Genomic DNA, 23394 nt, shown 5'->3' with positions numbered 1-23394 from the left:
TGGCTAGAGTGTTGTTATCGTTTTTGCGGGACGTGTTCCGTCGGCGTTCAGCCCTGTCCCCAGAGACCGCGCAGAATGGCCCATTTGGGCTTTCCGTCCTGAAGCTTCGCCTCCACCAGCGCCATCGGTTCGCCATCCTGATCAAGCAGCATGGCCTGATCGCCGAGGCGACCCGCAAGGGGCTCTCCCGGTTCATCGTTGACCGGCAGCCAGGCCCCGTTCTTCACGAGTCCGCTGAGTGGTTCGGTCAGTTGGAACCTGGGCCAGTGGGGGAGGGTGTCCCTGATGGGGATCACCTTGTCCGGCAGTGTTGCCGGATGCTCCAGGACGTCCGCGAGATCGTGAGCGCCGTCGAGTCCGAAGGGCTCGCTTTGCTCCCGGTTCAGGCTGGTCAGCACCGCGCCGCACCCCATTCGTATCCCCAAGCTGTGGACCAGGGAACGTATGTAGGTACCGGCGGAGCAACTGACCCTGAACGATGCCTCGGGCATGTTCACGTCCAGCACTTCCACATGAGAAATAACAATGGGCTTGATCTTAACCGGTACTTCCTCGCCCGCACGGGCCAGGGCGTAGAGCGGCTTACCCTCGTGTTTGGCAGCCGAATAGGCAGGAACTTCCTGCTCTGTCAACTCTTTCCAAAATAAAATTTCACGTTCGACATCCTCGGCAGTGGCCGTTACCTCGGCCTCGGAGACGACTTCTCCTTGAATATCAAGTGTGTCTGTCGTCATCCCCAACTTCAGCGTGCCAGCGTAGGTTTTGGTCGCGCCACTGAGGTACGGAGCAAGCTTGGTCGCGTTGCCGAGCATGACCAGAAGGACACCTGAAGCCATCGGGTCCAAGGTCCCGGCGTGGCCTATCTTGAACTGCTTGAGCTGGTGTTTGATGTCGTTGAGGCAGTCCGCCGAGGTCGGGCCTGACGGCTTGTTGAGTACAAGCAGGCCGTCCAGCTGTTCCGCGCTGCGTTTTTTTCTGCGTCGGCCCATTTATTTGAGCTCCAGCGCATCGGCAATGGTATCCACCAGCAGGGCGGAAGCCTCGTCGATGGGGGCTTGAATGGATCCGCCCGCCGCGTTCTTGTGCCCGCCGCCGCCGAATCGGGCCGCGATCTCCTGGACGTTGTCGTCACCGTAGGAGCGCAGGCTGAACTTGTAGGTGTCCGGCCCTTCCTCGCGGAGGATGGCGGCCACCCGCACGGACTTCAGGCGGCGGATGTGGTTGATGATGTTCTCGGTGTCCTCGCTGGTGGTCCCAGTGCGTTCGAACACTTCACGGGTGATGGTCCCCAGAGCGATGCGTTTGTCGGCGAAGAGTTCCACGCCGCTCATGACTTCGGTCCAGAGGCGCAGGCGTTCCTCGCTCCACTGCTTGGTGATCAGCCGGTTCATGCGCGGCATGTCCAGGCCGTGACGGAGCATCCGCGCAGCCAGTTCCAGGGATTCGGGCGTGGTGGACCCGTAGGTGAAAAAGCCGGTGTCCGTGGCCACGGCCAGATAGAGGCATTCGGCCAGGCCGCCGACCAGCGGCACCTCGAGATTCTCGGCCAGTTCGGCGACCATGGCGCCCACGGCGGGCTGACGGACGTCCACCCAGTTGAACTCGCCGTAATCGCCGTTGCCCAGGTGATGGTCGATGTTGATGACCCGGGTCTCTTCGATCCGTTCGAGCAGGTCATCGCCGATGCGGTCCTTCGCTCCGCAGTCGAGGATGATGGTCCAAGCGGGCAGTTTCTCCGGCAGTTCCTCGGCCACCGGGGCCGGGCAGTTCACGAAGTCGTACCGCTGGGGCACGCCCGTAGTGTTGTAGAGAGTGAACTGTTTGTCCAACGCCTTGAGAATATGCCCCATGGCGCAGGTGGACCCGATCGCGTCGCCGTCAGGGTTGTAATGGGAGACGACCAGGAAGTCGTCTTCGGCCTGCAGGAGCTGGCTAATCTGCCGGATGGGACTTTCCATAGACCACGTCCTCGAGAAAATCGTCAAAAACAAAGCGAAGTTCCGGTGCGTACTGAAGCTTCAGGATACGGCTGATGCGGGAGCGCAGGAAACCCGAAGCCCGTTCAAGTCCGGCCTGGACTTCCTTGCGGTGTTCGCTGTCTCCGGAGACGGTGTAGAATATCTCCGCAATGCGCAGGTTTGCGTTCATGCGCACGCCGGAGAGGGTGACCAATTGCAGGCGGGGGTCCTGAGCCTCCTCCACGAGGAGGGTGCTCACCTCGCGCAGGATCTGGTCGCCCATGCGGACGGCGCGTCTGGAGCTGGATGCTTTCATGGCTGTATCACCTTTGGAAGAGCCCGCCTCGCGGGCTGTCTTCGCGGACCCTGCAGGGATCAGCCGCCGAAAGGGCGGTAGACTCCGAGTGGGCCTTGTTGCAGTAAGTTAGTCGCTGTCGCTGAAAATTTCCGTATTGCACTTCGTCAATTCGGCAGGGGAGATGGCCTCGACCATGGCCAATGCCTTGGACAGCCTGCTCTCAACCCGTTGGGTCTCGTTCGCCGTGGTGACCACGCCCAGCACCAGCTTGTCGTGCACGTCCATGGCCTCCACCTCGGCCACGGCCACATTGAACTTGTTGCGGAGCTTCTGCTTCAGGCTCATGGCCACCTTGCGTTTCCCCTTCAGGGAGTGGTTGCCGTGGAGCCGGAATTCCAGGGTCAAGACGCCGATGATCATCTCCGCATTCCCCTCAAAATAAGACGGGCGGCCCACTAAAGCAATGGGCCGCCCGTGATTTTCGGTATGTTAGTCGATGGTGCGGGCGATTTCCTTGACCTCGAAGGCCTCGATGATGTCACCGGACTTGATGTCGTTGAACTTCTCCAGTCCGATACCGCATTCGTAGCCCTTGGCCACTTCGCGGACGTCGTCCTTCTCGCGTCGCAGGGAGGAGACGGCACCGGTGTAGATGACCACGCCGTCCCGGAGCAGGCGGACGGACGAGCCGCGCACGATCTTGCCGTCGGGGACGAAACAACCGGCAATAGTGCCGACCTTGGGTACGGAGAAGGTCTGCCGGACTTCGGCCTGGCCGAGGTAGACTTCCTCCAGATCCGGGGTGAGCATGCCGGACATGGCGTCCTTCACTTCCTGCACCAGCTTGTAGATGATGTCGTAGAAGCGGACTTCCACGCCTTCCTGCTCGGCGATCTCCTTGACCTTGAGGTTCGGGCGCACGTTGAAGCCGATGATGATCGCCTCCGACGCGTTGGCCAGCAGGATGTCGGACTCGGTGATGGCCCCGGCACCGCCGTGGACCACGCTGATCTTGACCTCGTCCGTGGAGAGCTTGTTGAGGGCCTCGGTGACCGCTTCCAGGGAGCCCTGCACATCGGCCTTGAGCACCAGGTTGAGCGACTGGGCCTGATCGTTGGGCTTGGAGGCCAGGAAGGACTCCAGGGTGACCTTGGCCTTGGAGGAAAGCTCCTTCTCGCGCTGTTTCATGGCGCGGGACTGGGCGATGCGGCGGGCCATCTTTTCCTCTTCGACCACGAAGAGTTCGTCGCCCGCTTCGGGCAGACCGTCGAATCCCTGGATTTCCACAGGGATGGCCGGTCCGGCGGACTTGAGCTTCTTGCCCTGGTCGTCGAACATGGCCCGGACCTTGCCGAAGTGGATGCCGGAGACGAACGAGTCACCCTGCTTGATGGTGCCCTCGGCGATGAGCATTGTGCCCACCGGGCCCCGGCCCTTGTCCAGGCGGGCTTCAACGATGTGACCCCGCGCAGGCTTGTCCGGATTGGCCTTGAGCTCCATGACCTCGGCCTGGAGCAGGACCATTTCAAGCAGTTCGTCGATGCCGATCTTCTGCTTGGCGGAGACGTGGGCGAAGATGGTGTCGCCGCCCCATTCCTCGGGAACCAGTTCCAGTTCGGCAAGCTCGCGCTTGACGTTGTCCGGGTTGGCTCCTTCCTTGTCGATTTTGTTCACTGCGACCACGATGGGTACGCCGGCAGCCTTGGAGTGGCTGATGGCCTCACGGGTCTGGTCCATGACGCCGTCGTCGGCGGCGACCACCAGGATGACGATGTCGGTGACCTGGGCGCCGCGCATGCGCATGGTGGTGAAGGCTTCGTGGCCCGGAGTATCCAGGAACACGATTTCGCCACGGTTCGTCTGAACGTGGTAGGCGCCGATGTGCTGGGTGATGCCGCCCGCTTCGCCGTCGGTGACGTTGGAGAGACGGATGGCGTCGAGCAGTGAGGTCTTGCCGTGGTCGACGTGGCCCATGATGGTGACCACCGGAGGACGGGGCTTGAGATCCTCTTGCTTGTCCGCTTCGGTGGGAACCAGGAATTCCTGTTCGTCAAAGGACACGTTCTCCACCTCATAGCCGAATTCTCCGGCGAGCAGGGAGGCGGTGTCGATGTCCAGGGACTGGTTGATGGTCGCCATGACGCCCATGCCGAACAGAGCCTTGATCAGGTCCTGGGCCTTGACGCCCATCTGGTGGGCCATGTCGGAAAGCCGGATGGCCTCGTCGAATTTGATCTTGCGCTTGGCAGCCTTCATTGGCGCTGCCTGCTGCTGCATGGGCTGCTGCTGACGCTGTCCCTTCCGCTTGCGTCCCTTGCGTCCCTGTCCGCCGAAAGCCTCTTCATAATGGCCCTGTTCGCGTCCTCCAGAAGTGGAGAACTCGACCACGCGGCGGTCCTTGCCCTTTTTCTTTTTCTTGCTGCGACCATCGGGCACGGGCGGCTGCGTTGCGGGCATGCCGTCCGCGGGGCGTCCTCCGCCGGGGCGTCCGCCACCCGGGCGGCCTGCGCCTGGGCGACCTGCGCCGGGACGTCCTGCGCCGGGACGTCCGCCTCCGGGGCGTCCGCTACGGGCGGGCTGGGACATACTCTTGGCAGCCTCGCGAGCCCGGACCTCGTTGGGGTCGGGCATGGAAATAATCTTGACCTTGGGAGCCTCGGGCTCCTTTTTCTTCCGCTTCTTTTTCTTTTCCTGCTTGGGAGCCTCCTCCGTGGCAGGTTCCTCCGTGGACTCGGGGGCGGATTCCACGGGAGCTTCTTTCTGCGGGGCCTCGGGTTCGGCCGACGCTTCGACGGGCTGTGCCTTCTCTTCAGGTTCGGAGGCGGGTTCGGGGGCGGCCTCCTCTGCCTTGGCTTCCTCTTGGACAGGGGGTTCCTGAACGGCCTCGGGCTCCGGGGCGGGGACCTCGGCCTCCTGGGGCTCTTCCACGGCGGGCCTGATGATCTTGACCTGAGGTTCGCTCTTGCGGACCGGCTTGGCGGGTTTGGCCTCGACGGGCTCTTCCGCTACCGGTTCCGGAACCTCGGGGGTTTCCACCGGTTCCGGCATTTTGGCTTCGCGCACCTCTTCCGTCTCGTCTTCCACAGGAGCCTCGGCTGCCTTCTCAGGCGCTGCCTCTTCGGCTGCGGGAGCCTTTTTCCGGCGGCGGCGAACCACCACTCCGGAGCTGGTTACACGACGGACTTCCTTGCTGGCGCCGCCTCGTTTCATCTCCGCCTTGAGGCGGTCGACATCCTCCTCCTCGACAACGGTCTTCTGGCTTTTGGCCTGAACGCCGATCTCGCGGAGTTGCTGAATTATTTCCTTGTTGCTGAGCCCCAGCTCAGCAGCCAAGTCTTCTACCCGAACCTTTGCCGTCATTTAATCCCCCTTGCGTTTCTTCATCAGGCCGATGATCATTTTCGGGAAGCGTTCCCTGCATTCGGCCTGAACGCATACATAATATCCACGTCCCGGTCGCTTTTGTTCCGGGTCGGGAACCGGACCGTTTTCGGTCAGCTCCCTCAGTGATTCCGGGCACACGTACCGCGTCAGCTCCCGCTTGGGGAACCGCTTACGGCAGACGACGCACATGCGGACAGGTTCATTGTCAGCTTCCGTGCCGCCCATGGCCGTCTTCCCGGTGCCTATTTCGTCTCCTCGCCTTCGGCGGGAGTTTCAGATTCTTCCGTTTCCTCAGTCTCTTCAGCGAGTTCAGTCGACTCTTCTTCGAGCTCGGCTTCGCTCTCCTCGTATGCTTCCTCTTCCGGTTCGTCCGGGACGATGCCGGGAGCAAGCATGTTGATGGCCACGCGAATATCGCCGATTTTGGACTCGGTCAGGCCGTTGACGGCCAGGAGTTCCTCGTCGCTCGCCTTGATGACGGACTCGATGGTTTCGAATCCGGCGGCGAAGAAGCTCTCCATGGGAACTTCGGCCACGGCGGCGATCTGGTCCATGCCCTTGCGCTCGGCGTTGAGCTCGCTGTAGCGGGACTCGGTGAAGATGTCTATCTTCCAGCCGAGCAGCTTTGCGGCCAGCTTGACGTTCTGTCCCTTGCGGCCAATGGCCAGGGTGAGCTGATCGTCGGGGCAGACCACTTCCAGTGCTTCCTCCTCCTCGTCCACGGTGATCCGGGAGATCAGGGCCGGGGAGAGGGCGTGCTGGGCGTACATGGCGATGTCCGGAGACCAGACCACGATGTCGATGCGTTCGCCCTTGAGTTCCTGGACGACGTTCTGGATGCGGGAGCCCCGGATGCCGACGCAGGCGCCGACCGGGTCCACATCGCGGTCGCGAGACATGACGGCCACCTTGGCGCGCAGTCCGGGATCGCGGGCCACACCCATGATCTTGACGGTTCCGTCGGCCACTTCGGGCACTTCGCGCTTGAACAGCTCCACCATGTAATCGGGGTGCGAGCGGGAGACGACGACTTGCGGGCCGCGGGACTCCTTGAGCACGTCGATGATGTAGGCCTGAACGCGGTCGCCGCGTTTGTAGCGTTCCCTGGGAATCTGTTCGTCCTTGGGAAGGAGCGCCTCGGTGCGGCCCAGATTGATGATCCAGCCGGTGCGGTCGCGGCGCTGGATGATGCCGGACGAAATTTCGCCCACGCGATCCTTGTATTCTTCGTAAATGATTTCCTGTTCGGCATCGCGCATGCGCTGGATGATAACCTGCTTGGCGCTCTGCGCGGCGATACGGCCCAGGTCCTCGACCTTGACCGGGAAGCCCATTTCATCGTCGATGCGGGCATTGGGATCATGCTCCCGGGCGTCCTCCAGGGAAATTTCGCTGATGGGGTCGTGGACCTCCTCCACGACGACCTTGAACTCAAACACCTCGATCTCTCCGCCTTCCTCGTTGAAGGCGACTTCGATGTCCATGGTGTCGCCGTACTTGCGGGCGACCGCAGAACGCACGGCTTCTTCCAGGGTGTCGATGAGCAGGTCTCGGTCGATGCCCCTGTCCTTGCTAATCTGGTCGATGGCTTTTTTCAGCTCCGACATGATGAACCTCCGCTTCTCACACCGGCAACCCCGTGGTGTCTTTGTGAGAAGTGCTTGTATCTCTGTGTGTTACCTGGTGGTAATGCTTAAAATTCGTAAACCAGGTTGACCCGCTTGAGGTCGGTCCAATGCAGGGTGACGTCTTCCCCGTCGATGTCCAGGGTGAACTTGCCGTCCCCGGCTTCCTTGAGCGCGCCCGTGAACTTGCGTCGGCCGTCCAACGGTTCATACGTCTGGGCCGTAACCTGCTTGCCGACGTAATCGCTCATCTGCTCCGTGGAAAAGAAGCGGCGGTCCAGGCCGGGCGAGGAGACCTCCAGGGTAAACGCCCCAGGGATGATGTCCTCCACTTCGAGCATGATCCCCACCTGGCGGCTGACCTCGGCGCATTTGTCGATGGTCGCGCCGTCTTCGCACTCGATATATATCCTTATGATACGCTTCTTGCCCTTGGTGGGCGCGGTCAGGCCCCACAGCCCGCAGCCGAGCGCCTCCACCTCAGGGCGGATCAGTTCGGCCAGTGTTTCTTCAAAGGTTCCGGGCATATCATTCCTGCTCTTTGCGACAAATAAAAAAGGTGAGCCCGAGCTCACCTTCGCGAACCCCGCAGGGACGAAAATGTTCCTGCGAAAGGCAATGGAGCGGGTGACGGGGGTCGAACCCGCGACACCAAGCTTGGGAAGCTTGTACTCTACCAGCTGAGCTACACCCGCTTGGAAACGAGCCTATTTATACATAACGCAGGCGAATGTCAACCTGTCAAAAGAGCGGAGGGCGCCGTTGCTTCCCTTTGTATATCAAAGATGCGTGGCTGGTATTTTATCAAGTATTTCGCCAGCGGGATGCTGTGCTCAGAGGCGGCGGATAAATGGCCGGTAGTCTTGGCATGCATAGTGCAAAACCCCCTGCGAACAGGAGGATCGCACTATGCGCGACAGTAGTTTGAGTGCCTTGTTCGGCGCTTTATCCAATGAAATGAGGATGTCATCCATCGCCAATAATTTGGCGAACGTGAACACGACCGCGTTCAAGAAGGACTCCATGGCCTTCCATGACGTCTTCACCCGGTTCGCCCATGACAACGTGGTGACCACGAAGACCTTCCTGCGGGACAAGGACCTTTTCCCCAGTCCGGACATCATGGCCAAACCGCGTCTTTCGGAGCAGAACATCGATTTCACCCAGGGGCCGATGCAGAAGACCGGCAACCAGCTTGACCTTGCCCTGAGCGGGGAAGGGCTGTTCAAGATCCAGGCCCCGGAGGGCATGCTCTACACCCGCGCGGGCAATTTTCTCGTGGACGCCGCCGGTACCCTGGTCAATCAGCAGGGCTATCCCGTCATGGTCAGCGGAGGAGCGTTGAACGTTCCGCCCGGAGCCCAGGTCACGGTGGACGATGGCGGTAACGTCTCGATCAATGGTGTGGCCTCCGGCACGTTTGACCTCGTGCAATTCGACAACCAGGGAGGGCTGGAGCGCGTGGGCAGCAACATGTACCGCGCCCCGGAGGGTGCCGCGGAGCAGCCGCCGGACGATCTGGTGGTCAGCCAGGGCTTCCTGGAGAAAGGCAACGTGGAGGTGGTCACCGAGATGGTTTCCATGATCGAGACCCAGCGAACCTTCGCCATGTACGCGAAAATGCTTCAGTCCACGGACCAGTTGGATAGAAATATGATCACGAAATTATCCAGGATAACAGGATAATCAGGAGGATATCGAAAATGATGCGCTCCCTTTGGACTGCCGCGACCGGTATGGTCGCCATGCAGACACACATCGACACCCTGTCGAACAACCTGGCGAACGTCAACACCACCGGCTTCAAGAAATCCCGCGCCGAGTTCGAGGATCTCATGTACCAGACCCTCCAGATCGCGGGAACCGAGAACCAGGCCGGTGGCAGGCTCCCCGTGGGCATGCAGATCGGCATGGGCGTCCGTCCCGTGACGGTGCACAAGTTCTTCACCCAGGGCGACTTCAAGAACACCGGCAACCCGCTGGACATAGCCATTGAGGGCGAAGGCTTCTTCCAGGTCGATATGAACGGCGAGATGGTCTACACCCGCGCCGGTTCCTTCAAGCTGGACGACCAGGGGCGGGTAGTCACCTCGGGCGGGCACGTGCTGCAGCCGGAATTCACCGTTCCGGCGGAGACGTCCTCCGTGGTCGTTACCGAGACCGGTAACATCGCCGCCCTGGACAAGGACGGCACCACCCTCGCCGAGGCCGACATCGATATTTACCGCTTCCAGAACCCGTCCGGGCTGACCGCCATCGGACGCAATTTCTACCGGGAAAGCGAGGCCTCCGGTGACGCAGTGGCCGGTACCCCCGGCGATGAGAACTTCGGCACCCTGGCGCAGGGCTTCCTAGAGGGATCCAACGTGGAGATGGTCGACGAGATGGTCGGCCTGATCGTGGGCCAGCGCGCTTACGAGATCAACTCCAAGGCGATTACCACCTCGGACGGCATGCTCCAGACGGCCATCAACATCAAGCGATAGGCATGATTCGGGATAATGCCGGAAAGGGGATGAGGATATGGCGATGACCAAACAGCTCGGAATACGTCTGCGGCCCATATTGTGCGTTATGACCTTGACCTGCGTGTTGGTGCTCGGTTCCGCTACCTTTATCGGTGCGGCCGGATCCGGTGGCGACTGGCGCGCTGTGGTCAGGAGCGCGGCATGCGTGAAGGGGCCCGTCGTCCTGCTTGGAGAAATCGCCGACCCCGCGCCTGGAGTGGACGCCCGCACCTGGCGCACTCTGGCAGGCATCAAGCTCTGGCAAGCCTCCGACAAGTCCGGGCGCCCGATCATGGCTGACAGGGACAAGCTCTACAAAGTCTTGAAATACTATCTGGGCGATAAGGTGAATAATCTGGTTCTGCCGAGCCAGCTTACCGTTCAGACCGGTGGGGCCGTTCTGACGGGGGAAGAGCTTCGTGCCCGCGTCGTCGCTTTTTTGACACCTCGGGCCCGTGATCTGGGTGGAGACATCGAATTCAAGGAACTCCGCCTGCCGCTCCAATATTTTTTCGACAATGCTTACGACACGCTGAACATTGAACTGGGTGACGATATCCGACCGGGTCGGAACCAGATTCGGATGAAGGCCGTCTCTCCGGACGGCAAGGTCCTGTCCAGCAAGGCCGGCTCCGTCTTCCTCAACGTGTGGAAGGCGGTCCCTGTGGCGGCCAGGCCGCTCAATCGATTCGAGCGCCTGAGCAAGGACAAGATATCCTTTCGGCGGGCCAACTTGGCCTATACGCCCGAGCTGTGGGACGGAACCGGCGGCCCCTGGCGCATGACCCGGACTCTGGGACGCGGCCAGCCTTTCACCAAAAGTCATCTGGAGCCGGTGCCGCTCATCGAGAAGGGCGAGCGGGTCACTCTGGTCTACCGCAACAAGCGCGTCCAGCTTTCCATCAAGGCCGAGGCGTTGGGTGAAGCGGGCAGGGGACAGCAGGTGTCGGTTCGTAATTTGCAAAGCAAGAAGACAGTGCTGGCGACCGTGATCGATACCGACACGGTTATGGTCCGGTAGCCAAGGAGTAGTGTCATGAGAAATCACGTATTGATCGCCGTTGCGGCCATTCTGCTGGCGGGACTGTCCATGGGCGGATGTGCGCCCAAGTATGAGGAACAGCCCATGCCCGTGCTGACGCCTCCTGCCTACGAGGTCCAGGACCCGGCGGCCAACCCCGGCTCCCTGTTCGACTCCAATCGGTCCGAGTTCCTCTATGACGATAACCGCGCCAGTCGCGTCGGCGATATTGTCCTCGTCAAGGTCGCGGACTCCACCACCACCAAGCTGAAGTCCGAGACCACTGCGGACAAGGACAATACCGTGAGCAACTCGATCACGGCATTGCCCAGCGCCGGGTTGATCGGCAGCGTTCCGCTCGGCTCCGTCCTGGGAGCCAAGGTGGGGGCCGATGTCGGCGCCGCCCAGTCTTCGGAGTTTTCCGGCACCGGCGAGACAAAGCAGGAATCTACCTTCGAGGCCACCGTGGCCACGCGCATCGTGCGTAGGCTGCCCGGCAACCTACTTCAGGTGGAGGGGGCCCGCCGTATCCGTGTCAACGCCGAGACACAGTTCCTGGTTGTGCGCGGCCTGATCCGGCAGCGGGATATCGATTCGGCCAATTCCATCTCTTCGGACAATCTGGCCGAGGCGCAGATCGAAATCTACGGCCAGGGCGTACTGGCCGACAAGCAGAAGCCCGGCTGGTTGTCGCGCATTCTGGACAACATTTATCCCTTCTAGTGAACGGGATGGCACGCAGACCTAGAGACCGTGGAGTACGGACATGATCACCAAGCAGCATAGTATATCGAACGAAGCCGGAGACATGGCCAGGGCGCTTGCTTCCGCAGCCCTGCTTTTCGCGCTCCTGCTTTTCGTCATGGCGCTCCTTGCACCCGCCACCGCTTCGGCGGCCAGGCTCAAGGACATCGCCAGCTTCAGCGGGGTGCGGACCAACGAACTGGTCGGGTACGGCCTGGTTGTCGGTCTGGCCGGCACCGGCGACGGCACCTCGTCCACCTTCACCATGCGCTCCATGTCCAACATGCTGGAGAAGATGGGCGTGGAAGCGGACCCCGATGACCTCAAGCCCAAGAACGTGGCCGCGGTCATGGTCACTGCCAAGCTGCCGGTATCTTCCAAGCCCGGCTCGCAACTGGACGTCACGGTCTCTTCTCTGGGCGATGCCGAGAGCTTGCTCGGCGGCATCCTGCTGGTCACCCCGCTCAAGGGGCTTGACGGACGGGTCTACGCCGTGGCCCAGGGCTCGTTGACCATCGGCGGTTTCACCGCTGCGGGCGCGGCCGCCACGGCTCAGAAGAATATCCCCACCGTCGGCCGGATTCCCAACGGCGCGGTTGTCGAGCGGGCCGTTCCCTTCAAGTTCAACAATCAGGATCACATGACCGTGAACCTGACCGTGCGAGATTTCGGCACGACCATGCAGGTGGTGCGCAAGATCAACGCGGCCATGGGCGGCGATTTCGCCTCGGCCAAGGATATCTCCACCGTGGAGCTGCAATTGCCCGACAGATTCCGTGGCAACATGGTTCCGCTGATGGCCTCCCTGGAGAATCTCAGCATTTCGCCTGACGGCAAGGCCCGCGTGGTGGTGGACGAGAAGACCGGCACCGTGGTGCTCGGCCAGGACGTCCGCCTGTCCAAGGTGGCGGTGGCCCACGGCAATCTCCAGATTGTCATCTCCGAAACCCAGAACGTCAGCCAACCCGGACCGTTCTCCGACGGTACCACTGTGACCACGCCGGAGACCGATCTTCAGGTCAACGAACAGAACAATCCGCTCATGCTCATGGAGGGCGCGACCCTGCAGGAGCTGGTGGACGGACTCAACGCCATCGGAGCCGCGCCGCGCGATTTGATCTCCATCATCCGGGCGCTCAAGGCCGCGGGCTCGCTGCACGCGGAAGTGGAGGTGATCTAGCATGACCATGGGAATCGATCCGCAGATCCTGGCCAAGCAGGCCTCGGACACCAGCGAGGTGGTCCGCTTCAAGCAGGAGATGGACGGCCTCAAGCAACGCCTGACGGACAGTTCCGGGAACAAGGAAAAGGCGCTTCGCCAGGCGTGCCAGAACTTCGAGGCGGTCTTCATTTCCAAGCTGTGGCAGGGCATGAAGTCCACCGTGCCCAAGGAAGGCTATCTGCACTCCAAGCAGGAGGAGCAGTACACGGGCATGTTCGACCGTGACTTTGCGGAGAAGATGGCTCAGTCCGGAGGCATCGGTCTGGCGGACATGATCTACGATCAGCTCAGCCAGAAGCTCAAGGAGACCAGCCGCGACGCGCTGTCAGGCGCGGTAAGCATCAAGCCGCTGGCGGCGGAGCCCATTGCGCTTGATTCCGGCAAGAAGCCCATCCCCCTTTCCACGGGAAAGCAGGGCATGACTTTGGAGGACTGGGGCGGTGCCGCCGAGGAGAAGGGGGAAGCCCCGACCGTTGCGGCAGCCGAGCCTGAAAGGACCAAGGCGGCAACACCCAGGTTGAGCGACGTGGACGTCAAGGCACGCCTGGACGAGCTTGCCCGCAAGCTGGAGGCCGAACGGATCAAGGACGGTCTGCTGGGCAGGACTGCTTCCGTTCAGGAAAGTTTCAAGGACCGGGACACTGCCGGACAAGTTGGCCGGAAACTTGCAAAAATCGGGTAGCCCCACCATGTGAGAAGCGGGGTGTTTCTAAAGAAGAATAAAGAATAACAGCAAGTTGAAAGAGAAGGGGGATGCCATGTTCCGGCTTATAGAGGAAAATTTGGTCAGGCAGAATAAGGCGTTGTTGCTGCTACTCCTGCTGCTTGAGGAAGAATTTTCCCGCCTCATGCAATCCAATCCCCAGTCGGTTTCCCAGGTGGAACTTTCCATCCAGGAACTCATGCGCCAGATCGCCGTGGAACGTGCTTCCCTGCGCCGTCGGGTCGGGGCTCTGGTCAAGAATGCCGCCCGCGTCCGCGACCTTTACCCGCTGATGGACGACGAGACCCGGCAGACCTTCATGCAGTTGCTCAAGATGCTCGACGAGACCGAGCAGAAGTGCGGGACCCAGGCCGCCAAGAACAATCAGATGGCCATGGCCCTGTTCGACCAGTCAAAGAGCCTGCTCGACTTCATGCACAACCAGATCAAGCCCAAGAATACCCACGCCTACGCCGCCACCGGACGCTACGCCAAGGCGGCAAGCTCTGCGCGGTTGTTGACCGGGAGGCTCTAAATGTCCTTCGGCGCCAACTCCATTCTCGACATGGGCCGCTGGGCGCTCTTTGCGTCCCAGGTGCAGCTCCAGGTCACCGGCCAGAACATATCCAACGTCAACAACGAGGGATATGCCCGCCGTTCCGTGAACCTGGAGGAAGGCCCGTACATCGATTACACCCCTGGCCAGTTGGGCACGGGCGTCAAGGCCACCAGCGTGGCCCGCGACTTCGATGAGATGGTGGAGATGATGTACCTGGAGCAGGCGTCGCTCAAGGACAAGTGGGGCAGCCTTTGGGAACAGTTGCAGGGCGTGGAGAGCCTGTTCAACGAGGCCAGCGGCGAAGGGTTGAGCGACGCGCTTTCCCAGTATTTCAATTCCTGGAACGAGGTCAGCCAGCGGCCCGAGAACTACGGTGCACGCCAGACCGTGGTCAACGACGCGGCGACCCTGGTCTCCACCCTCAAGCAGATCGACGACGATCTGTCCCTGATGCAGCAGCGGATCAACTCCTCCATTCAGGATGAGGTGAACGACGCCAACCAGCTCATGGCCGATATTGCCGACCTGAACAACGAAATCCAGATCCATCATATCGAAGGTCAGAACAACGCCAACACTCTCCTCGATGAGCGGGCCCGCAAGGTCCGCGCCCTGGGCGAGCTGTTGGACATCAAGACCATCGACAACGGGGGCGGGGATTTCACGGTCATGACCACCGCCGGGCAGAACCTGGTGGACGGGGCGACTCATTTCGAACTCGAATTCAACGCGGCCACCAAGACCGAGGACCTGCGTCCCGCCTCGACCTTCGAGGGCGACATTTATTACGAAGGCAGCGACGACTTCGAGTACACCATCGAATTTCTGGCTTCCTCTTCGGGAAGCTCCACTTCCGGGCCGGTGACCACCGGGACAGACTCCGCCCAGTTCAGGGTGTCTCTGGACGGCGGGGTGACCTGGCTTGCCGACGAGGATGGCAACGAAAAGCACTATTACGCCCGCGAATACGACGGACGGGTCAATGTGGAAGGGCTGTCCATCTGGTTCGGTTCGGATACCAATTCCAAGGGCTCGACCTCGGGCGAGTTCCAGGAAGGGGATCGTTATGTGATCAGCCCGCATCAGGGCCTCTACTGGGTGGAGAACACCTCCCATAAGGAAGAGATCACCCCCCAGCTTCATTTCAACGGCGAGGAGAACTCCAAGCGCCTCACCGGCGGTAGCCTGGCGGCATTGCTCAGCTTCCGCGATAGCTACGTGGGCAAGTACCGGGAAAAGCTTGATAACCTGGCAGAAGGCGTCATCTGGGAGACCAACCGCCGATGCAGTCAGGGGGCCGGACTTCAGACGTACACCACCACATTGGGTACCTACGGGGTCAACGATACCGGCAAGGCGCTGGCCTCGGATTCCACCGGGCTGGCCTTCGGCGACAAGCTCCAATCCGGCAGTTCGTTCGTCTACGTCTACAATGAGTCCACCGGTCTGTTGACCTCGTCCGCGGCCCTGGATTTCGGCAGCGGTTCCACCTTCGATCCGAACACCCATACTCTGGAGGACGTCCGGGACGCTTTCAACACCACATTCCCCGGCATGGTCACCGCTTCTATCGTCAACAACAAGCTCCAGCTTGAGGCCGAGGACGGCTACTCCTTTGCCTTCGGCACGGACAGCAGCGGACTCATGGCGGCACTGGGCATCAACACGTTCTTCAAGGGCTCCTCGCCGGATGACATGCTGGTCAACGAAAAGGTGTCGAGCGATCTCGACTACCTGATGACGGGCCATGTGAACGGGGCTGGCGAGATGAACGCCGGCGACAACACCACAGCCCTGGCCATGTACGACCTGCGTGAAGCCGAAGTGACCATCTACACGGTCACCGAGGGCACGACCAACACCACACTGCTGGATTACTACAACAGTCTGGTGGGCAACGTGGGCACCGATACCAGCCGGGCGCAGTTCAACTCAAGTTTCTACACCACGCTGGCCAATGACCTGGACGAGCGGCAGCAGCAGGTCTCGGGCGTTAACCTGGACGAGGAAATGAGTGATCTGATCAAGTACCAGGCATCGTACACGGCGGCGGCCAAGCTCATCACCACGGCGGACCAGATGCTCCAAACCGTCCTGTCACTGAAGCCGTAGGGGAGGCCTATATGCGCGTAACCCAGCAGATGCTCTTCAGCAGGTACATCTACAACCTGAACTCTTCGCTGACTTCCTTGATGGATCTGAACCTCAAGGCGCAGACGCAGAAGAATATCAACAAGCCCAGCGATGACCCCACGGGCATGTCCCGCGTCCTGGACCATCGCGACACCCTGCGCTCTCTGGAGCAGTATCAGGAGAATATTTCCACCGCCAAGGGCTGGCTCGGCGCGGCCGACGAATCCCTCATGCAGGTCTCCACGATCATCACCCGGGCCAAGGAGCTGGCCACCCAGGCCGCAACCGGCACCGTGGACGGCGACAACCGGGAACAGATCAGTTACGAACTGCGCTCCCTGTTCGAACAGCTCGTGGGCCTGTCCAACTCGGAGTTCGAGGACAAGACCATCTATTCCGGGCACAAGGTGGACGGAAAGGCTTTTGAGGAGATCATGTGGCTGACCACCAACGACGACACGTTCGGCAGTTCGGTGGACTTTACCGTCAACGGTTCATCCAACACCACGGTTCTGGTCCAGTTCGTGGACGAGAGCGGCACCGTGGCCGTGGGTGACAACATGAACCTTTCCGCAGCCGGAGTGCGTTATTCGGTTGATGGAGGCGACACCTGGCTTACGGACGGCTCCATTTCCTTCACCGGCACCCAGGGGACACTGAACCTGCCTTCCTCCGGCACCAGCGTGGACTTTCACAGTGATGCCGTGGTCAAGAACAACGACCCCAACGATCCGTCGGTGGCCGACGGCACCTGGATGTGGATCAGGCCCTCGGCACGGTATATCGGCGACGACGAGGACCAGCCGCCCCTGGTGGACAAGCTCGGTTCCGGCGTCTCGCAGCTTTCCGCAACGGCTTCCGGTTCATTTCTGAGCCAGAACGTAACCGTTCGCATCGACAACTCGTCCGCCGTGACCATGGACCAGGAGATCAATTATTCCTACTCCCTGGATGGTGGCATCAACTGGGTGACGGGCAACGTGGCCCAGGCCGACACCTCCGCCAACTCGGCGACGCTGGGCGTTGCCAACGGCGGTATTCTAACCCTGGCCTCCAACGGAACCAACCAGTTGCAGCCGGGGCAGCAGTTTGTCATCAGGCCGAGGTCCGCGGATATCGAACTGGACATCACCTCCAGCGAGCGGATCACCTTGAACAGCGTGGGCAAGGACATATTCGGCGGCATCTATATGGATCCGGACACGGTCCTGAGCGCGGGCGGGGCGGCTCTCACCCTGGGCAGTTCCAACGCGGGCAGGGTGTTCCACTCCAACGGCGCTCCCAAGATGGCTATCTCCATTCAGGGCGACGACGAGTACTCCAAGAATCTCTTCGAGGTCATGGGCAACCTGGTGGCATTTGCCGAGACCAACAACCAGACCGGCATCCAGCAGTGCCTGGCCAATCTTTCCGAAGCCGAGAGCGAGATCAATAACGCCATGGCCACCATCGGTGGACGTGAGAACCGGCTCTCCATCAGTGAAACCATTGTCGAGGGGTTGGAGCTCAACGAGAATTCGCTGGTAAGCGCCATCGAGGACGCCGACGTGAGTGAATTGATGACCGAGTTGGCCCAGCAGCAGATTGTGTACGAGTCCGTGCTGCGGTCCACGTCCATGATTATGCAGCTCAACCTCGGTAAGTTCATCTAACGGGTGCGGTGATTTGAAATCTAAAGAAATTTAAATGAACTGGACTTGAGGTGATTCGTGATGTAGTCGGCTCGGAAGAGGGCCCGTAACAGAGAGGGCGAGAGCCGTAACCGATTGGTGGCGATATGCTGATACTGACCCGGAGACCGGGGGAAAGCCTATATTTGGGCGACAACATCAAGCTGAAGATCCTGAGCGTTCAGGGGAAGCAGATTAAGATCGGCCTGGATGTTCCCGAAGACATGACTGTCTATCGGGAAGAGGTGTATTTGAAGATCAAGGAACAGAACAAGCAGGCGCTGGAAACAAGCCAGCAGGACCTGCTTGCGGCGGCTGCGTTATGGCAAGAGATAGAAAGCAGAAAATAATGACGAGGCTGGGCGAGCGTGAAGTGAGCCCCGAAGGCATCGTGTATTTCCCCCGCGGCCTCATCGGTCTCGAGGACAAGCGCGAATTCGCGCTCCTGAGCGTGAAGGACAATAATTCGCCTTTTCTGCTCCTGCAGTGCGTGACCGATCCCGGTCTCGGCCTTCTCGTGGCCGACCCGTATGCGTTTCTCAAGGATTATGATGTGAAGCTGGAGAATCCGGATCGCAAGACGCTCAAGATCGAAAACGTCAAGCAGCTGGCCATTCTGGTAACGGTGACCATACCGCAAAACAAACCTGAAAACACCACCCTCAACCTTCAGGGGCCGATTGTCATCAACACCCAGGCGAGGATAGGGCTTCAGGTTCCTCAGACCGACGCGGACTATCCCACCCACTATCGGCCCATCGATGGTTGATCAAGGGGTTGGCAACTCCTACTTACACAAGAAGATCGAGGTCGTCGCGGATGAGATTCGCGGCGGCCTTTTTTACGTCGGGCTTGTAGGTGCCGTCCTGCACCTGCTGCTTGAGACGTTCTACCTTTTCCCGGCGGACGTCAGGCGCATCCTTGGCCGTCTGAAGGGCGGTGCCCCTCAGTCTGGCTTCGGAGGACAGGACGACCTTGTCGGCGTTTTCGCCTGACGTCTTAACGGTGTCCTGCTTCGCCAACTCCTGCCTTTCAGCCGGAGTCTTGGTCTCGACCTTCTTGTTTGCGTAAGGGTTCTGGTCCCCTACAATATTCTTGATGACCATGTCTCTTCCCTCCCGATGGTTATCGGGAATGTCAAAGCATTGTGTCGTCAACCTTTGACAATGTTATTTCCCACAGCCGCCTCATGACCTTGTTGCGGGCGTCGCCCGTCAGTTCCTGCGGACCTTGCTGCGTATCCCGTAATATCTGAACGTCTCCTCCGTCCAGCGGATATTCGAAAATGAACCGCTGGCCGAACTCCGCCTCCATTTGATTCAGGATGGCGGCCACCACGGGCGAATGCTCCGTGTTGACGATCAGGTTTTCAATGACCTCATGCGCAATGCGCTCAACCATTTGCCTCCGCTTGGCCCGCTTTGCGGCATCATCCGGCGGCGGCGACGCATCCATTGCCTGCTTGAAACGGGCCAGCCGTTTCGCGCTGGTCAGCTGCTTCCCATAGGTGCGCAGCATGTTGCGTATTCTGGCCGATTGAGTATTCACAGTTTTAGTCCTTCCTTGATTGTTAGTATCGGCCATGGTGGAAACAACTTTAGGGGCAAACCGGAAAAAAATCCAGATAAGGGCCACTTGTTTCATTCTGAACGGCTGAGAAAAATCTAAAAAGGTTGAATGTTTTTGTAATTTTAAATAAAAAATATACCTGTACCGACGAGAAGTCGGGAAATTCTTAACCCGCCGAATGATGACGCAAAACAGAGCCCGGACCGACAACGACGAAACGGTGGCCGGGCGGAGGGAAGGCATGGGGTTTGACCGTGATTTTGAATCGGCCCAGGACGTACGCTACGGCAAGGACGTGGCCCTGGACGCGCTGCTCCTGCATTTCATGACCGAGAACCACCTGGAGTACTCCATCGATCCGGACAAGAACGGCTCCATGGAGCAGCTTCGGTTCATGTTGGCACTGGAAAACGGCGATTTTTACGCGCCGTGCTCGGACCGGATGTTCCGAATGCTCCTGTCCGAAGGGTTGCCCGACGAGCTCTTGGCCGAGTATCTCGCCCAATGGAAGGCCTTCATTCGTCTGACACGAAATTTCTGCTCCGAGCGGAAGCTGGCCAGCCGGTTCATCCAGTTGGCCCGGCACAAGTTCCGTATGGTGCTCGCTTCGCCCATCGTCATCCCGTCGCGGCTGATGAAGCGGCTGGTGACCATCTTCATGACCCAGTCGGGCATCGACGACCCATACCGCCAGATACGGCGCGCTTTGAATCGGCGGGCGGCGCGTATCGTGGACAGCGAGACCTTCGACCGCATGGTCAACTCCTGCCTGGAGGGTGTGGAGACATGCACGCGCATGGACGAACTGCGCCACCACCTGGACATGCTGGAGGTGGAGCGGCTCATGCGTCTCTCCACGTTGACGGACAACTGGTCGCCGGAGTCCTTTGACGAGTCGGCGCTGGAGCAGGCAGACATCGACGGCGAAATCCGCAGCAGCGGCGACATGTTCAAGCCGCTGTGCGATGCCCTCAGCCGTGATGGTGACGCGCCCAAGCGCATTCTCTACATTCCCAACCGGGCCGGCGGACTCATGTTCGATCTTGAAGTGGTCAAGGCGCTGCTCCGGCAGGGCCACCGGGTGGTGGTCGCGCTGAAGGAAGGCTTCTTCTTCGAGTGGCCCGTATACTGGGACCGTGATCACGATCCAGTTGTGGCCGAGCGGTTCAACGGAGCGTATTTCGTCAGCGAGGACCGGCTCACCAAGAACGAGTTGTTGGCGATCATGGCCAAGCACCAGTTCGTGGTTATTTCCGACGGCACCAGGGAGCGCTTCAACCCGTACCGGTTCTCAGTGACCTTTGCCCGGGCCTGGAAGGAGTGCGACCTGATCATCGCCAAGGGCAAGTCCATGCACAACCGGCTCATCGACGCGAGCCACGATTTCACCCGGGATATAGCCAGCTTCTACCGTGACCCGGAGGGGACGTTCCACATGGATTTCCGTCCCAAACCGGAATCCGAGCACAAGTTCAGCGAACGGTACATCACCCAGAAGGCGGAGGAGATCATCCGGGAGATGCGCTGGGCTCGGGAGAATGGCAAGACGGTCATGTTCTATTCCGGCATCATCGGCAGCGTGCCGGGCAGGACCAAGGAAGCCATCGAGATCATCTCCACCTACGTGGATCATTTGCGAGGGCAGCTGGACGACGCGTACATCATCAATCCCGGCGAGCACTTCGAGGAGGGGATGGACGCGGACGACCTCATGTTCATGTGGGAACAGGTACAGCGAAGCGGGTATATCAACGTCTGGCGTTTTCAGACGTATTTCGATATTGAAAAGAGCTTCGAGTTGATGGGCCGGAAGGTGCCCCCCGTCTGGGTGGGCAAGGACGCCACGTACTCCACGGGCTGTACCAAGGAGATGCATATCGCGCTGGACGTCCAGAAGGCCTATCCCGAATTGCAGATCATCGGACCCAACCCGGAAAAGTTTTTCCGGAGGAGGGAGTACGGTGTGGGCAAATTCTGTGATGTGGCCATTGATTCGTGTGGAATCTGATTGAACTGGACCGGATGATGAGAACTGGAAAACGCGTTGTGCGCGCCGGATGGCTCCAGGTGGGGCTTCTGGCAGCGGTATGTCTCGTGATGTTGGCCGCCTGCGTCAAGGAGCCCGGGGTCTTTCGCGGCGAGGCGGAGACGCCGCCCGAAGGTGCGCAGACCGACCGGGTGGTCGGCGTGTGCAGTCCCGACGCGCCCAAAGGGGCGACCCTGCCGCCGGTCCGCGAACCTGCGGTACTCCCGGTTTGCGATCTTTTTTTTCCGCTTTCGGGCACAAACGGCGGCAAGCCCATCGACATCGACATCAAGAGTCAGGGGCTGACCTCCTGGACCGCCTTGGCGAGCCCGGTGCAGCGGAGCCTGGAGTACGCCCTGAACATGCCTCAGGACCGGCCAGCCCTGGCCCGGCCCGGCATGTCCCTGACCTGGGCGCAGGTGGTGCGCAGCCTGGAGGAGTTTCTCGATCTGCTGCCGCATCTCGACGAGCATCCCGAGCTGCTGTCCAACCGATTCGTCTGGTATGGCATGCACAAGAAGCCGCTCATGACCGGCTATTACACGCCTGAGATCGAGGCCAGCCTGACCCGGCAGCCCGGATATGAATACCCTATCTACGGTGTCCCCTCGGACCTCCGTTACGGCACGGTTCGTGGCAGGCGCGGGTTTTACCGCGTGGAAAAGGGGCGGGTGCTGCCGTATTACGAGCGGGCGGACATGGATGTGCGTCGCGTCCTCGACGGACGCGGGCTCGAGATAGCCTGGGCCAGGAATCCCGTGGACGTGTTCTATATGCAAGTGGAGGGCGCGGGGCGGCTGCGGCTACCGGACGGCACCTCCCGCAATGTCCTATACGGGGCCAAGAACGGGCGTCCTTTCCGCAGCCTGGGGCTGATCCTGCATGCCAAGGGACTGCTGCCCAGGGGCAAGCTTTCCAAGGAGCACGTCAAGGGATATTTCGCCAAGCATCCCGAAAAGATGTTTCAGCTTATGGCCGAGAATAGATCCTATGTTTTCTTCCGGTTGGAGGATACGCCGCCGGAGGGGACCATCGGAAAGCCGTTGACGCCGATGGTTTCGCTGGCTACAGACCGGAAGCTCCTGCCGCTTGGCAGCCTGCTGGCGTTTCGCGCCGAGATTCCTCAGGCCCAGAACGGCCGGGCCGTGGGTAAGCGGACCGTGGCCGGCATCGGCCTGGCCCAGGATACCGGCTCCGCCATCCGCGGACCGAGGCTCGATTACTACATTGGCGAGGGCAACGAGGTGGAGCCCGTGGCCAGCAGCATCATGACCGAAGCCACCGTCTATCTTCTCATCAGCAAGGAAGCACTCATCAATGGCTGACATGACAATAGAGACCATCAAGGAAACCATTCAGGACGCCATCACGCATCAGACCCGCTCTGTAATGGACTGGCACTTCGGCGAACCCGTCTATGACGACGAGGGTGCACCTGCGGATGACCTGAGCGGCGTGAGGGGGTTCCGCGAGCTTGCGGGACGCCAGCATTGGGCCAATTTTCAGCTCTGGCACGTGGAAGACCGCGCCCGCCGCAAGGATGTGGACGCCAAGGTCATCGCGGATTGCAAGTATGCCATCGACGGGCTCAACCAGCAGCGTAACGACCTCATCGAACGCGTGGACGAGTGTCTGATCAGCATGCTCGCGCCGCTGCTTCCCGCAGACGCGCCGGAGCGGTACAACACCGAGACCGTGGGGGCCGCGTTGGACAGGCTGTCCATCCAGGCGCTCAAGATTTATCACATGAAAGAGCAGTGCAACCGGAAGGACGTGGACGAGGCGCACCGGGACCGCTGCAACACCAAGGTTCTGACTCTGCAACGCCAGCACGAGGACCTGGAACGCGCGGTCCTCGAACTCATCGACGAATACGCCGCCGGGACCAAAAAGCCCAAGGTGTACTTCCAGTTCAAGATGTACAATGATCCGGCTCTGAACCCGGAATTGTACGGCAACAAGAAATAGAGAGAAG

The 23394-nt window shown here is 60.4% G+C and carries 24 protein-coding genes and 1 tRNA gene; 14 read left to right on the top strand and 11 right to left on the bottom strand.

Going from position 1 to position 23394, the window contains the following annotated elements; translation table 11 throughout:
- Positions 1–47: 47 nt before the first annotated feature.
- The 9 genes from truB to GM415_RS16310 form a co-directional block, all read right to left on the bottom strand.
- Entirely contained in the window at positions 48–989 is a 942-nt protein-coding gene (truB, locus tag GM415_RS16350; RefSeq protein ID WP_158950066.1) for a tRNA pseudouridine(55) synthase TruB, read from the bottom strand.
- Complete coding sequence (locus tag GM415_RS16345) at positions 990–1958, bottom strand: DHH family phosphoesterase (protein WP_158950064.1); 969 nt, start codon at positions 1956–1958, stop codon at positions 990–992.
- Complete coding sequence (gene rbfA, locus GM415_RS16340; RefSeq protein WP_158950062.1) at positions 1933–2274, bottom strand: 30S ribosome-binding factor RbfA; 342 nt, start codon at positions 2272–2274, stop codon at positions 1933–1935. The genes GM415_RS16345 and rbfA overlap by 26 nt, the downstream gene beginning before the upstream one ends.
- Before the next feature lie 108 nt (positions 2275–2382).
- Complete coding sequence (locus tag GM415_RS16335) at positions 2383–2676, bottom strand: DUF503 domain-containing protein (RefSeq protein ID WP_158950060.1); 294 nt, start codon at positions 2674–2676, stop codon at positions 2383–2385.
- Between the two features lie 69 nt (positions 2677–2745).
- Positions 2746–5616 carry a translation initiation factor IF-2 gene (gene infB / locus GM415_RS16330; RefSeq protein ID WP_158950058.1) on the bottom strand — a complete coding sequence of 957 codons (2871 nt, stop codon included), beginning with the start codon at positions 5614–5616 and terminating at the stop codon, positions 2746–2748.
- Positions 5617–5865, bottom strand: coding sequence for a YlxR family protein (locus GM415_RS16325; protein ID WP_158950056.1), 249 nt, complete (start codon positions 5863–5865; stop codon positions 5617–5619).
- Positions 5866–5882: 17 nt separating this feature from the next.
- Positions 5883–7247, bottom strand: a complete 1365-nt coding sequence (gene nusA / locus GM415_RS16320; protein WP_199244306.1) for a transcription termination factor NusA — start codon at positions 7245–7247, stop codon at positions 5883–5885.
- Positions 7248–7333: 86 nt separating this feature from the next.
- Positions 7334–7792, bottom strand: coding sequence for a ribosome maturation factor RimP (locus tag GM415_RS16315; RefSeq protein WP_158950054.1), 459 nt, complete (start codon positions 7790–7792; stop codon positions 7334–7336).
- Between the two features lie 92 nt (positions 7793–7884).
- Positions 7885–7960: transfer RNA gene (locus GM415_RS16310), tRNA-Gly, on the bottom strand.
- 214 nt (positions 7961–8174) lie between these two features.
- Here GM415_RS16310 and GM415_RS16305 point away from each other — a divergent pair.
- The 11 genes from GM415_RS16305 to fliW all read left to right on the top strand — a co-directional run bounded on the left by GM415_RS16305 (position 8175) and on the right by fliW (position 18593).
- Positions 8175–8951: a flagellar hook-basal body protein gene (locus tag GM415_RS16305; RefSeq protein WP_158950052.1), complete on the top strand. Its 777-nt coding sequence runs from the start codon at positions 8175–8177 to the stop codon at positions 8949–8951.
- 17 nt (positions 8952–8968) lie between these two features.
- The gene (gene flgG / locus GM415_RS16300) at positions 8969–9751 is read left to right on the top strand and encodes a flagellar basal-body rod protein FlgG (RefSeq protein ID WP_158950050.1); all 783 of its coding nucleotides are present in this window, start codon (positions 8969–8971) and stop codon (positions 9749–9751) included.
- Positions 9752–9794: 43 nt separating this feature from the next.
- Positions 9795–10793: a flagellar basal body P-ring formation chaperone FlgA gene (flgA, locus tag GM415_RS16295; RefSeq protein WP_242012283.1), complete on the top strand. Its 999-nt coding sequence runs from the start codon at positions 9795–9797 to the stop codon at positions 10791–10793.
- A gap of 15 nt (positions 10794–10808) precedes the next feature.
- Positions 10809–11516 (top strand): flagellar basal body L-ring protein FlgH, encoded by a 708-nt coding sequence (locus GM415_RS16290; protein ID WP_158950046.1) that lies wholly within the window; start codon positions 10809–10811, stop codon positions 11514–11516.
- 85 nt (positions 11517–11601) lie between these two features.
- The gene (locus tag GM415_RS16285) at positions 11602–12717 is read left to right on the top strand and encodes a flagellar basal body P-ring protein FlgI (RefSeq protein WP_422393768.1); all 1116 of its coding nucleotides are present in this window, start codon (positions 11602–11604) and stop codon (positions 12715–12717) included.
- Position 12718: 1 nt separating this feature from the next.
- Positions 12719–13441: a rod-binding protein gene (locus tag GM415_RS16280; protein ID WP_158950044.1), complete on the top strand. Its 723-nt coding sequence runs from the start codon at positions 12719–12721 to the stop codon at positions 13439–13441.
- Positions 13442–13517: 76 nt separating this feature from the next.
- Positions 13518–13997: a flagellar export chaperone FlgN gene (flgN, locus tag GM415_RS16275; protein ID WP_158950043.1), complete on the top strand. Its 480-nt coding sequence runs from the start codon at positions 13518–13520 to the stop codon at positions 13995–13997.
- The gene (gene flgK / locus GM415_RS16270) at positions 13998–16133 is read left to right on the top strand and encodes a flagellar hook-associated protein FlgK (protein WP_158950042.1); all 2136 of its coding nucleotides are present in this window, start codon (positions 13998–14000) and stop codon (positions 16131–16133) included.
- 11 nt (positions 16134–16144) lie between these two features.
- Entirely contained in the window at positions 16145–17806 is a 1662-nt protein-coding gene (gene flgL, locus GM415_RS16265) for a flagellar hook-associated protein FlgL (protein ID WP_158950041.1), read from the top strand.
- 125 nt (positions 17807–17931) lie between these two features.
- Complete coding sequence (gene csrA / locus GM415_RS16260) at positions 17932–18174, top strand: carbon storage regulator CsrA (protein ID WP_158950039.1); 243 nt, start codon at positions 17932–17934, stop codon at positions 18172–18174.
- Positions 18174–18593 carry a flagellar assembly protein FliW gene (gene fliW, locus GM415_RS16255; RefSeq protein WP_242012282.1) on the top strand — a complete coding sequence of 140 codons (420 nt, stop codon included), beginning with the start codon at positions 18174–18176 and terminating at the stop codon, positions 18591–18593. Before csrA ends, fliW begins: the two co-directional genes overlap by 1 nt.
- Before the next feature lie 22 nt (positions 18594–18615).
- Here the strand turns inward: fliW and flgM are convergent, their stop codons facing one another.
- Complete coding sequence (gene flgM / locus GM415_RS16250) at positions 18616–18930, bottom strand: flagellar biosynthesis anti-sigma factor FlgM (protein ID WP_158950035.1); 315 nt, start codon at positions 18928–18930, stop codon at positions 18616–18618.
- A gap of 31 nt (positions 18931–18961) precedes the next feature.
- On the bottom strand, positions 18962–19372 hold the full coding sequence (locus GM415_RS18215) for a DVU0524 family FlgM-associated protein (RefSeq protein ID WP_199244365.1): 411 nt from the start codon (positions 19370–19372) through the stop codon (positions 18962–18964).
- A gap of 262 nt (positions 19373–19634) precedes the next feature.
- Between GM415_RS18215 and GM415_RS16240 the strand changes: the two genes are divergently transcribed.
- From GM415_RS16240 to GM415_RS16230, 3 genes are read left to right on the top strand one after another with little or no spacing between them, the layout of a single operon-like run.
- Positions 19635–21401, top strand: a complete 1767-nt coding sequence (locus GM415_RS16240) for an ARMT1-like domain-containing protein (RefSeq protein WP_158950033.1) — start codon at positions 19635–19637, stop codon at positions 21399–21401.
- A 38-nt stretch (positions 21402–21439) separates the two neighbouring features.
- Entirely contained in the window at positions 21440–22744 is a 1305-nt protein-coding gene (locus GM415_RS16235; protein ID WP_242012280.1) for an MltA domain-containing protein, read from the top strand.
- Positions 22737–23387, top strand: a complete 651-nt coding sequence (locus GM415_RS16230; RefSeq protein ID WP_158950029.1) for a DUF4254 domain-containing protein — start codon at positions 22737–22739, stop codon at positions 23385–23387. The genes GM415_RS16235 and GM415_RS16230 overlap by 8 nt, the downstream gene beginning before the upstream one ends.
- The last annotated feature ends 7 nt before the right edge of the window (positions 23388–23394 follow it).

The sequence above is a fragment of the Pseudodesulfovibrio cashew genome (assembly GCF_009762795.1).
GTDB classification, from domain to species: Bacteria; Desulfobacterota; Desulfovibrionia; order Desulfovibrionales; family Desulfovibrionaceae; genus Pseudodesulfovibrio; species Pseudodesulfovibrio cashew.
This window is presented reverse-complemented; position numbering and strand designations above follow the sequence as displayed.

Excerpts from the sequence above, each read along its gene's own strand:
- truB (WP_158950066.1), bottom strand. The coding sequence starts at position 989 with ATGGGCCGACGCAGAAAAAAACGCAGCGCGGAACAGCTGGACGGCCTG.
- GM415_RS16345 (WP_158950064.1), bottom strand. The coding sequence starts at position 1,958 with ATGGAAAGTCCCATCCGGCAGATTAGCCAGCTCCTGCAGGCCGAAGAC.
- rbfA (WP_158950062.1), bottom strand. The coding sequence starts at position 2,274 with ATGAAAGCATCCAGCTCCAGACGCGCCGTCCGCATGGGCGACCAGATC.
- GM415_RS16335 (WP_158950060.1), bottom strand. The coding sequence starts at position 2,676 with ATGATCATCGGCGTCTTGACCCTGGAATTCCGGCTCCACGGCAACCAC.
- infB (WP_158950058.1), bottom strand. The coding sequence starts at position 5,616 with ATGACGGCAAAGGTTCGGGTAGAAGACTTGGCTGCTGAGCTGGGGCTC.
- GM415_RS16325 (WP_158950056.1), bottom strand. The coding sequence starts at position 5,865 with ATGGGCGGCACGGAAGCTGACAATGAACCTGTCCGCATGTGCGTCGTC.
- nusA (WP_199244306.1), bottom strand. The coding sequence starts at position 7,247 with ATGTCGGAGCTGAAAAAAGCCATCGACCAGATTAGCAAGGACAGGGGC.
- GM415_RS16315 (WP_158950054.1), bottom strand. The coding sequence starts at position 7,792 with ATGCCCGGAACCTTTGAAGAAACACTGGCCGAACTGATCCGCCCTGAG.
- GM415_RS16305 (WP_158950052.1), top strand. The coding sequence starts at position 8,175 with ATGCGCGACAGTAGTTTGAGTGCCTTGTTCGGCGCTTTATCCAATGAA.
- flgG (WP_158950050.1), top strand. The coding sequence starts at position 8,969 with ATGATGCGCTCCCTTTGGACTGCCGCGACCGGTATGGTCGCCATGCAG.
- flgA (WP_242012283.1), top strand. The coding sequence starts at position 9,795 with ATGACCAAACAGCTCGGAATACGTCTGCGGCCCATATTGTGCGTTATG.
- GM415_RS16290 (WP_158950046.1), top strand. The coding sequence starts at position 10,809 with ATGAGAAATCACGTATTGATCGCCGTTGCGGCCATTCTGCTGGCGGGA.
- GM415_RS16285 (WP_422393768.1), top strand. The coding sequence starts at position 11,602 with ATGGCCAGGGCGCTTGCTTCCGCAGCCCTGCTTTTCGCGCTCCTGCTT.
- GM415_RS16280 (WP_158950044.1), top strand. The coding sequence starts at position 12,719 with ATGACCATGGGAATCGATCCGCAGATCCTGGCCAAGCAGGCCTCGGAC.
- flgN (WP_158950043.1), top strand. The coding sequence starts at position 13,518 with ATGTTCCGGCTTATAGAGGAAAATTTGGTCAGGCAGAATAAGGCGTTG.
- flgK (WP_158950042.1), top strand. The coding sequence starts at position 13,998 with ATGTCCTTCGGCGCCAACTCCATTCTCGACATGGGCCGCTGGGCGCTC.
- flgL (WP_158950041.1), top strand. The coding sequence starts at position 16,145 with ATGCGCGTAACCCAGCAGATGCTCTTCAGCAGGTACATCTACAACCTG.
- csrA (WP_158950039.1), top strand. The coding sequence starts at position 17,932 with ATGCTGATACTGACCCGGAGACCGGGGGAAAGCCTATATTTGGGCGAC.
- fliW (WP_242012282.1), top strand. The coding sequence starts at position 18,174 with ATGACGAGGCTGGGCGAGCGTGAAGTGAGCCCCGAAGGCATCGTGTAT.
- flgM (WP_158950035.1), bottom strand. The coding sequence starts at position 18,930 with ATGGTCATCAAGAATATTGTAGGGGACCAGAACCCTTACGCAAACAAG.
- GM415_RS16240 (WP_158950033.1), top strand. The coding sequence starts at position 19,635 with ATGGGGTTTGACCGTGATTTTGAATCGGCCCAGGACGTACGCTACGGC.
- GM415_RS16230 (WP_158950029.1), top strand. The coding sequence starts at position 22,737 with ATGGCTGACATGACAATAGAGACCATCAAGGAAACCATTCAGGACGCC.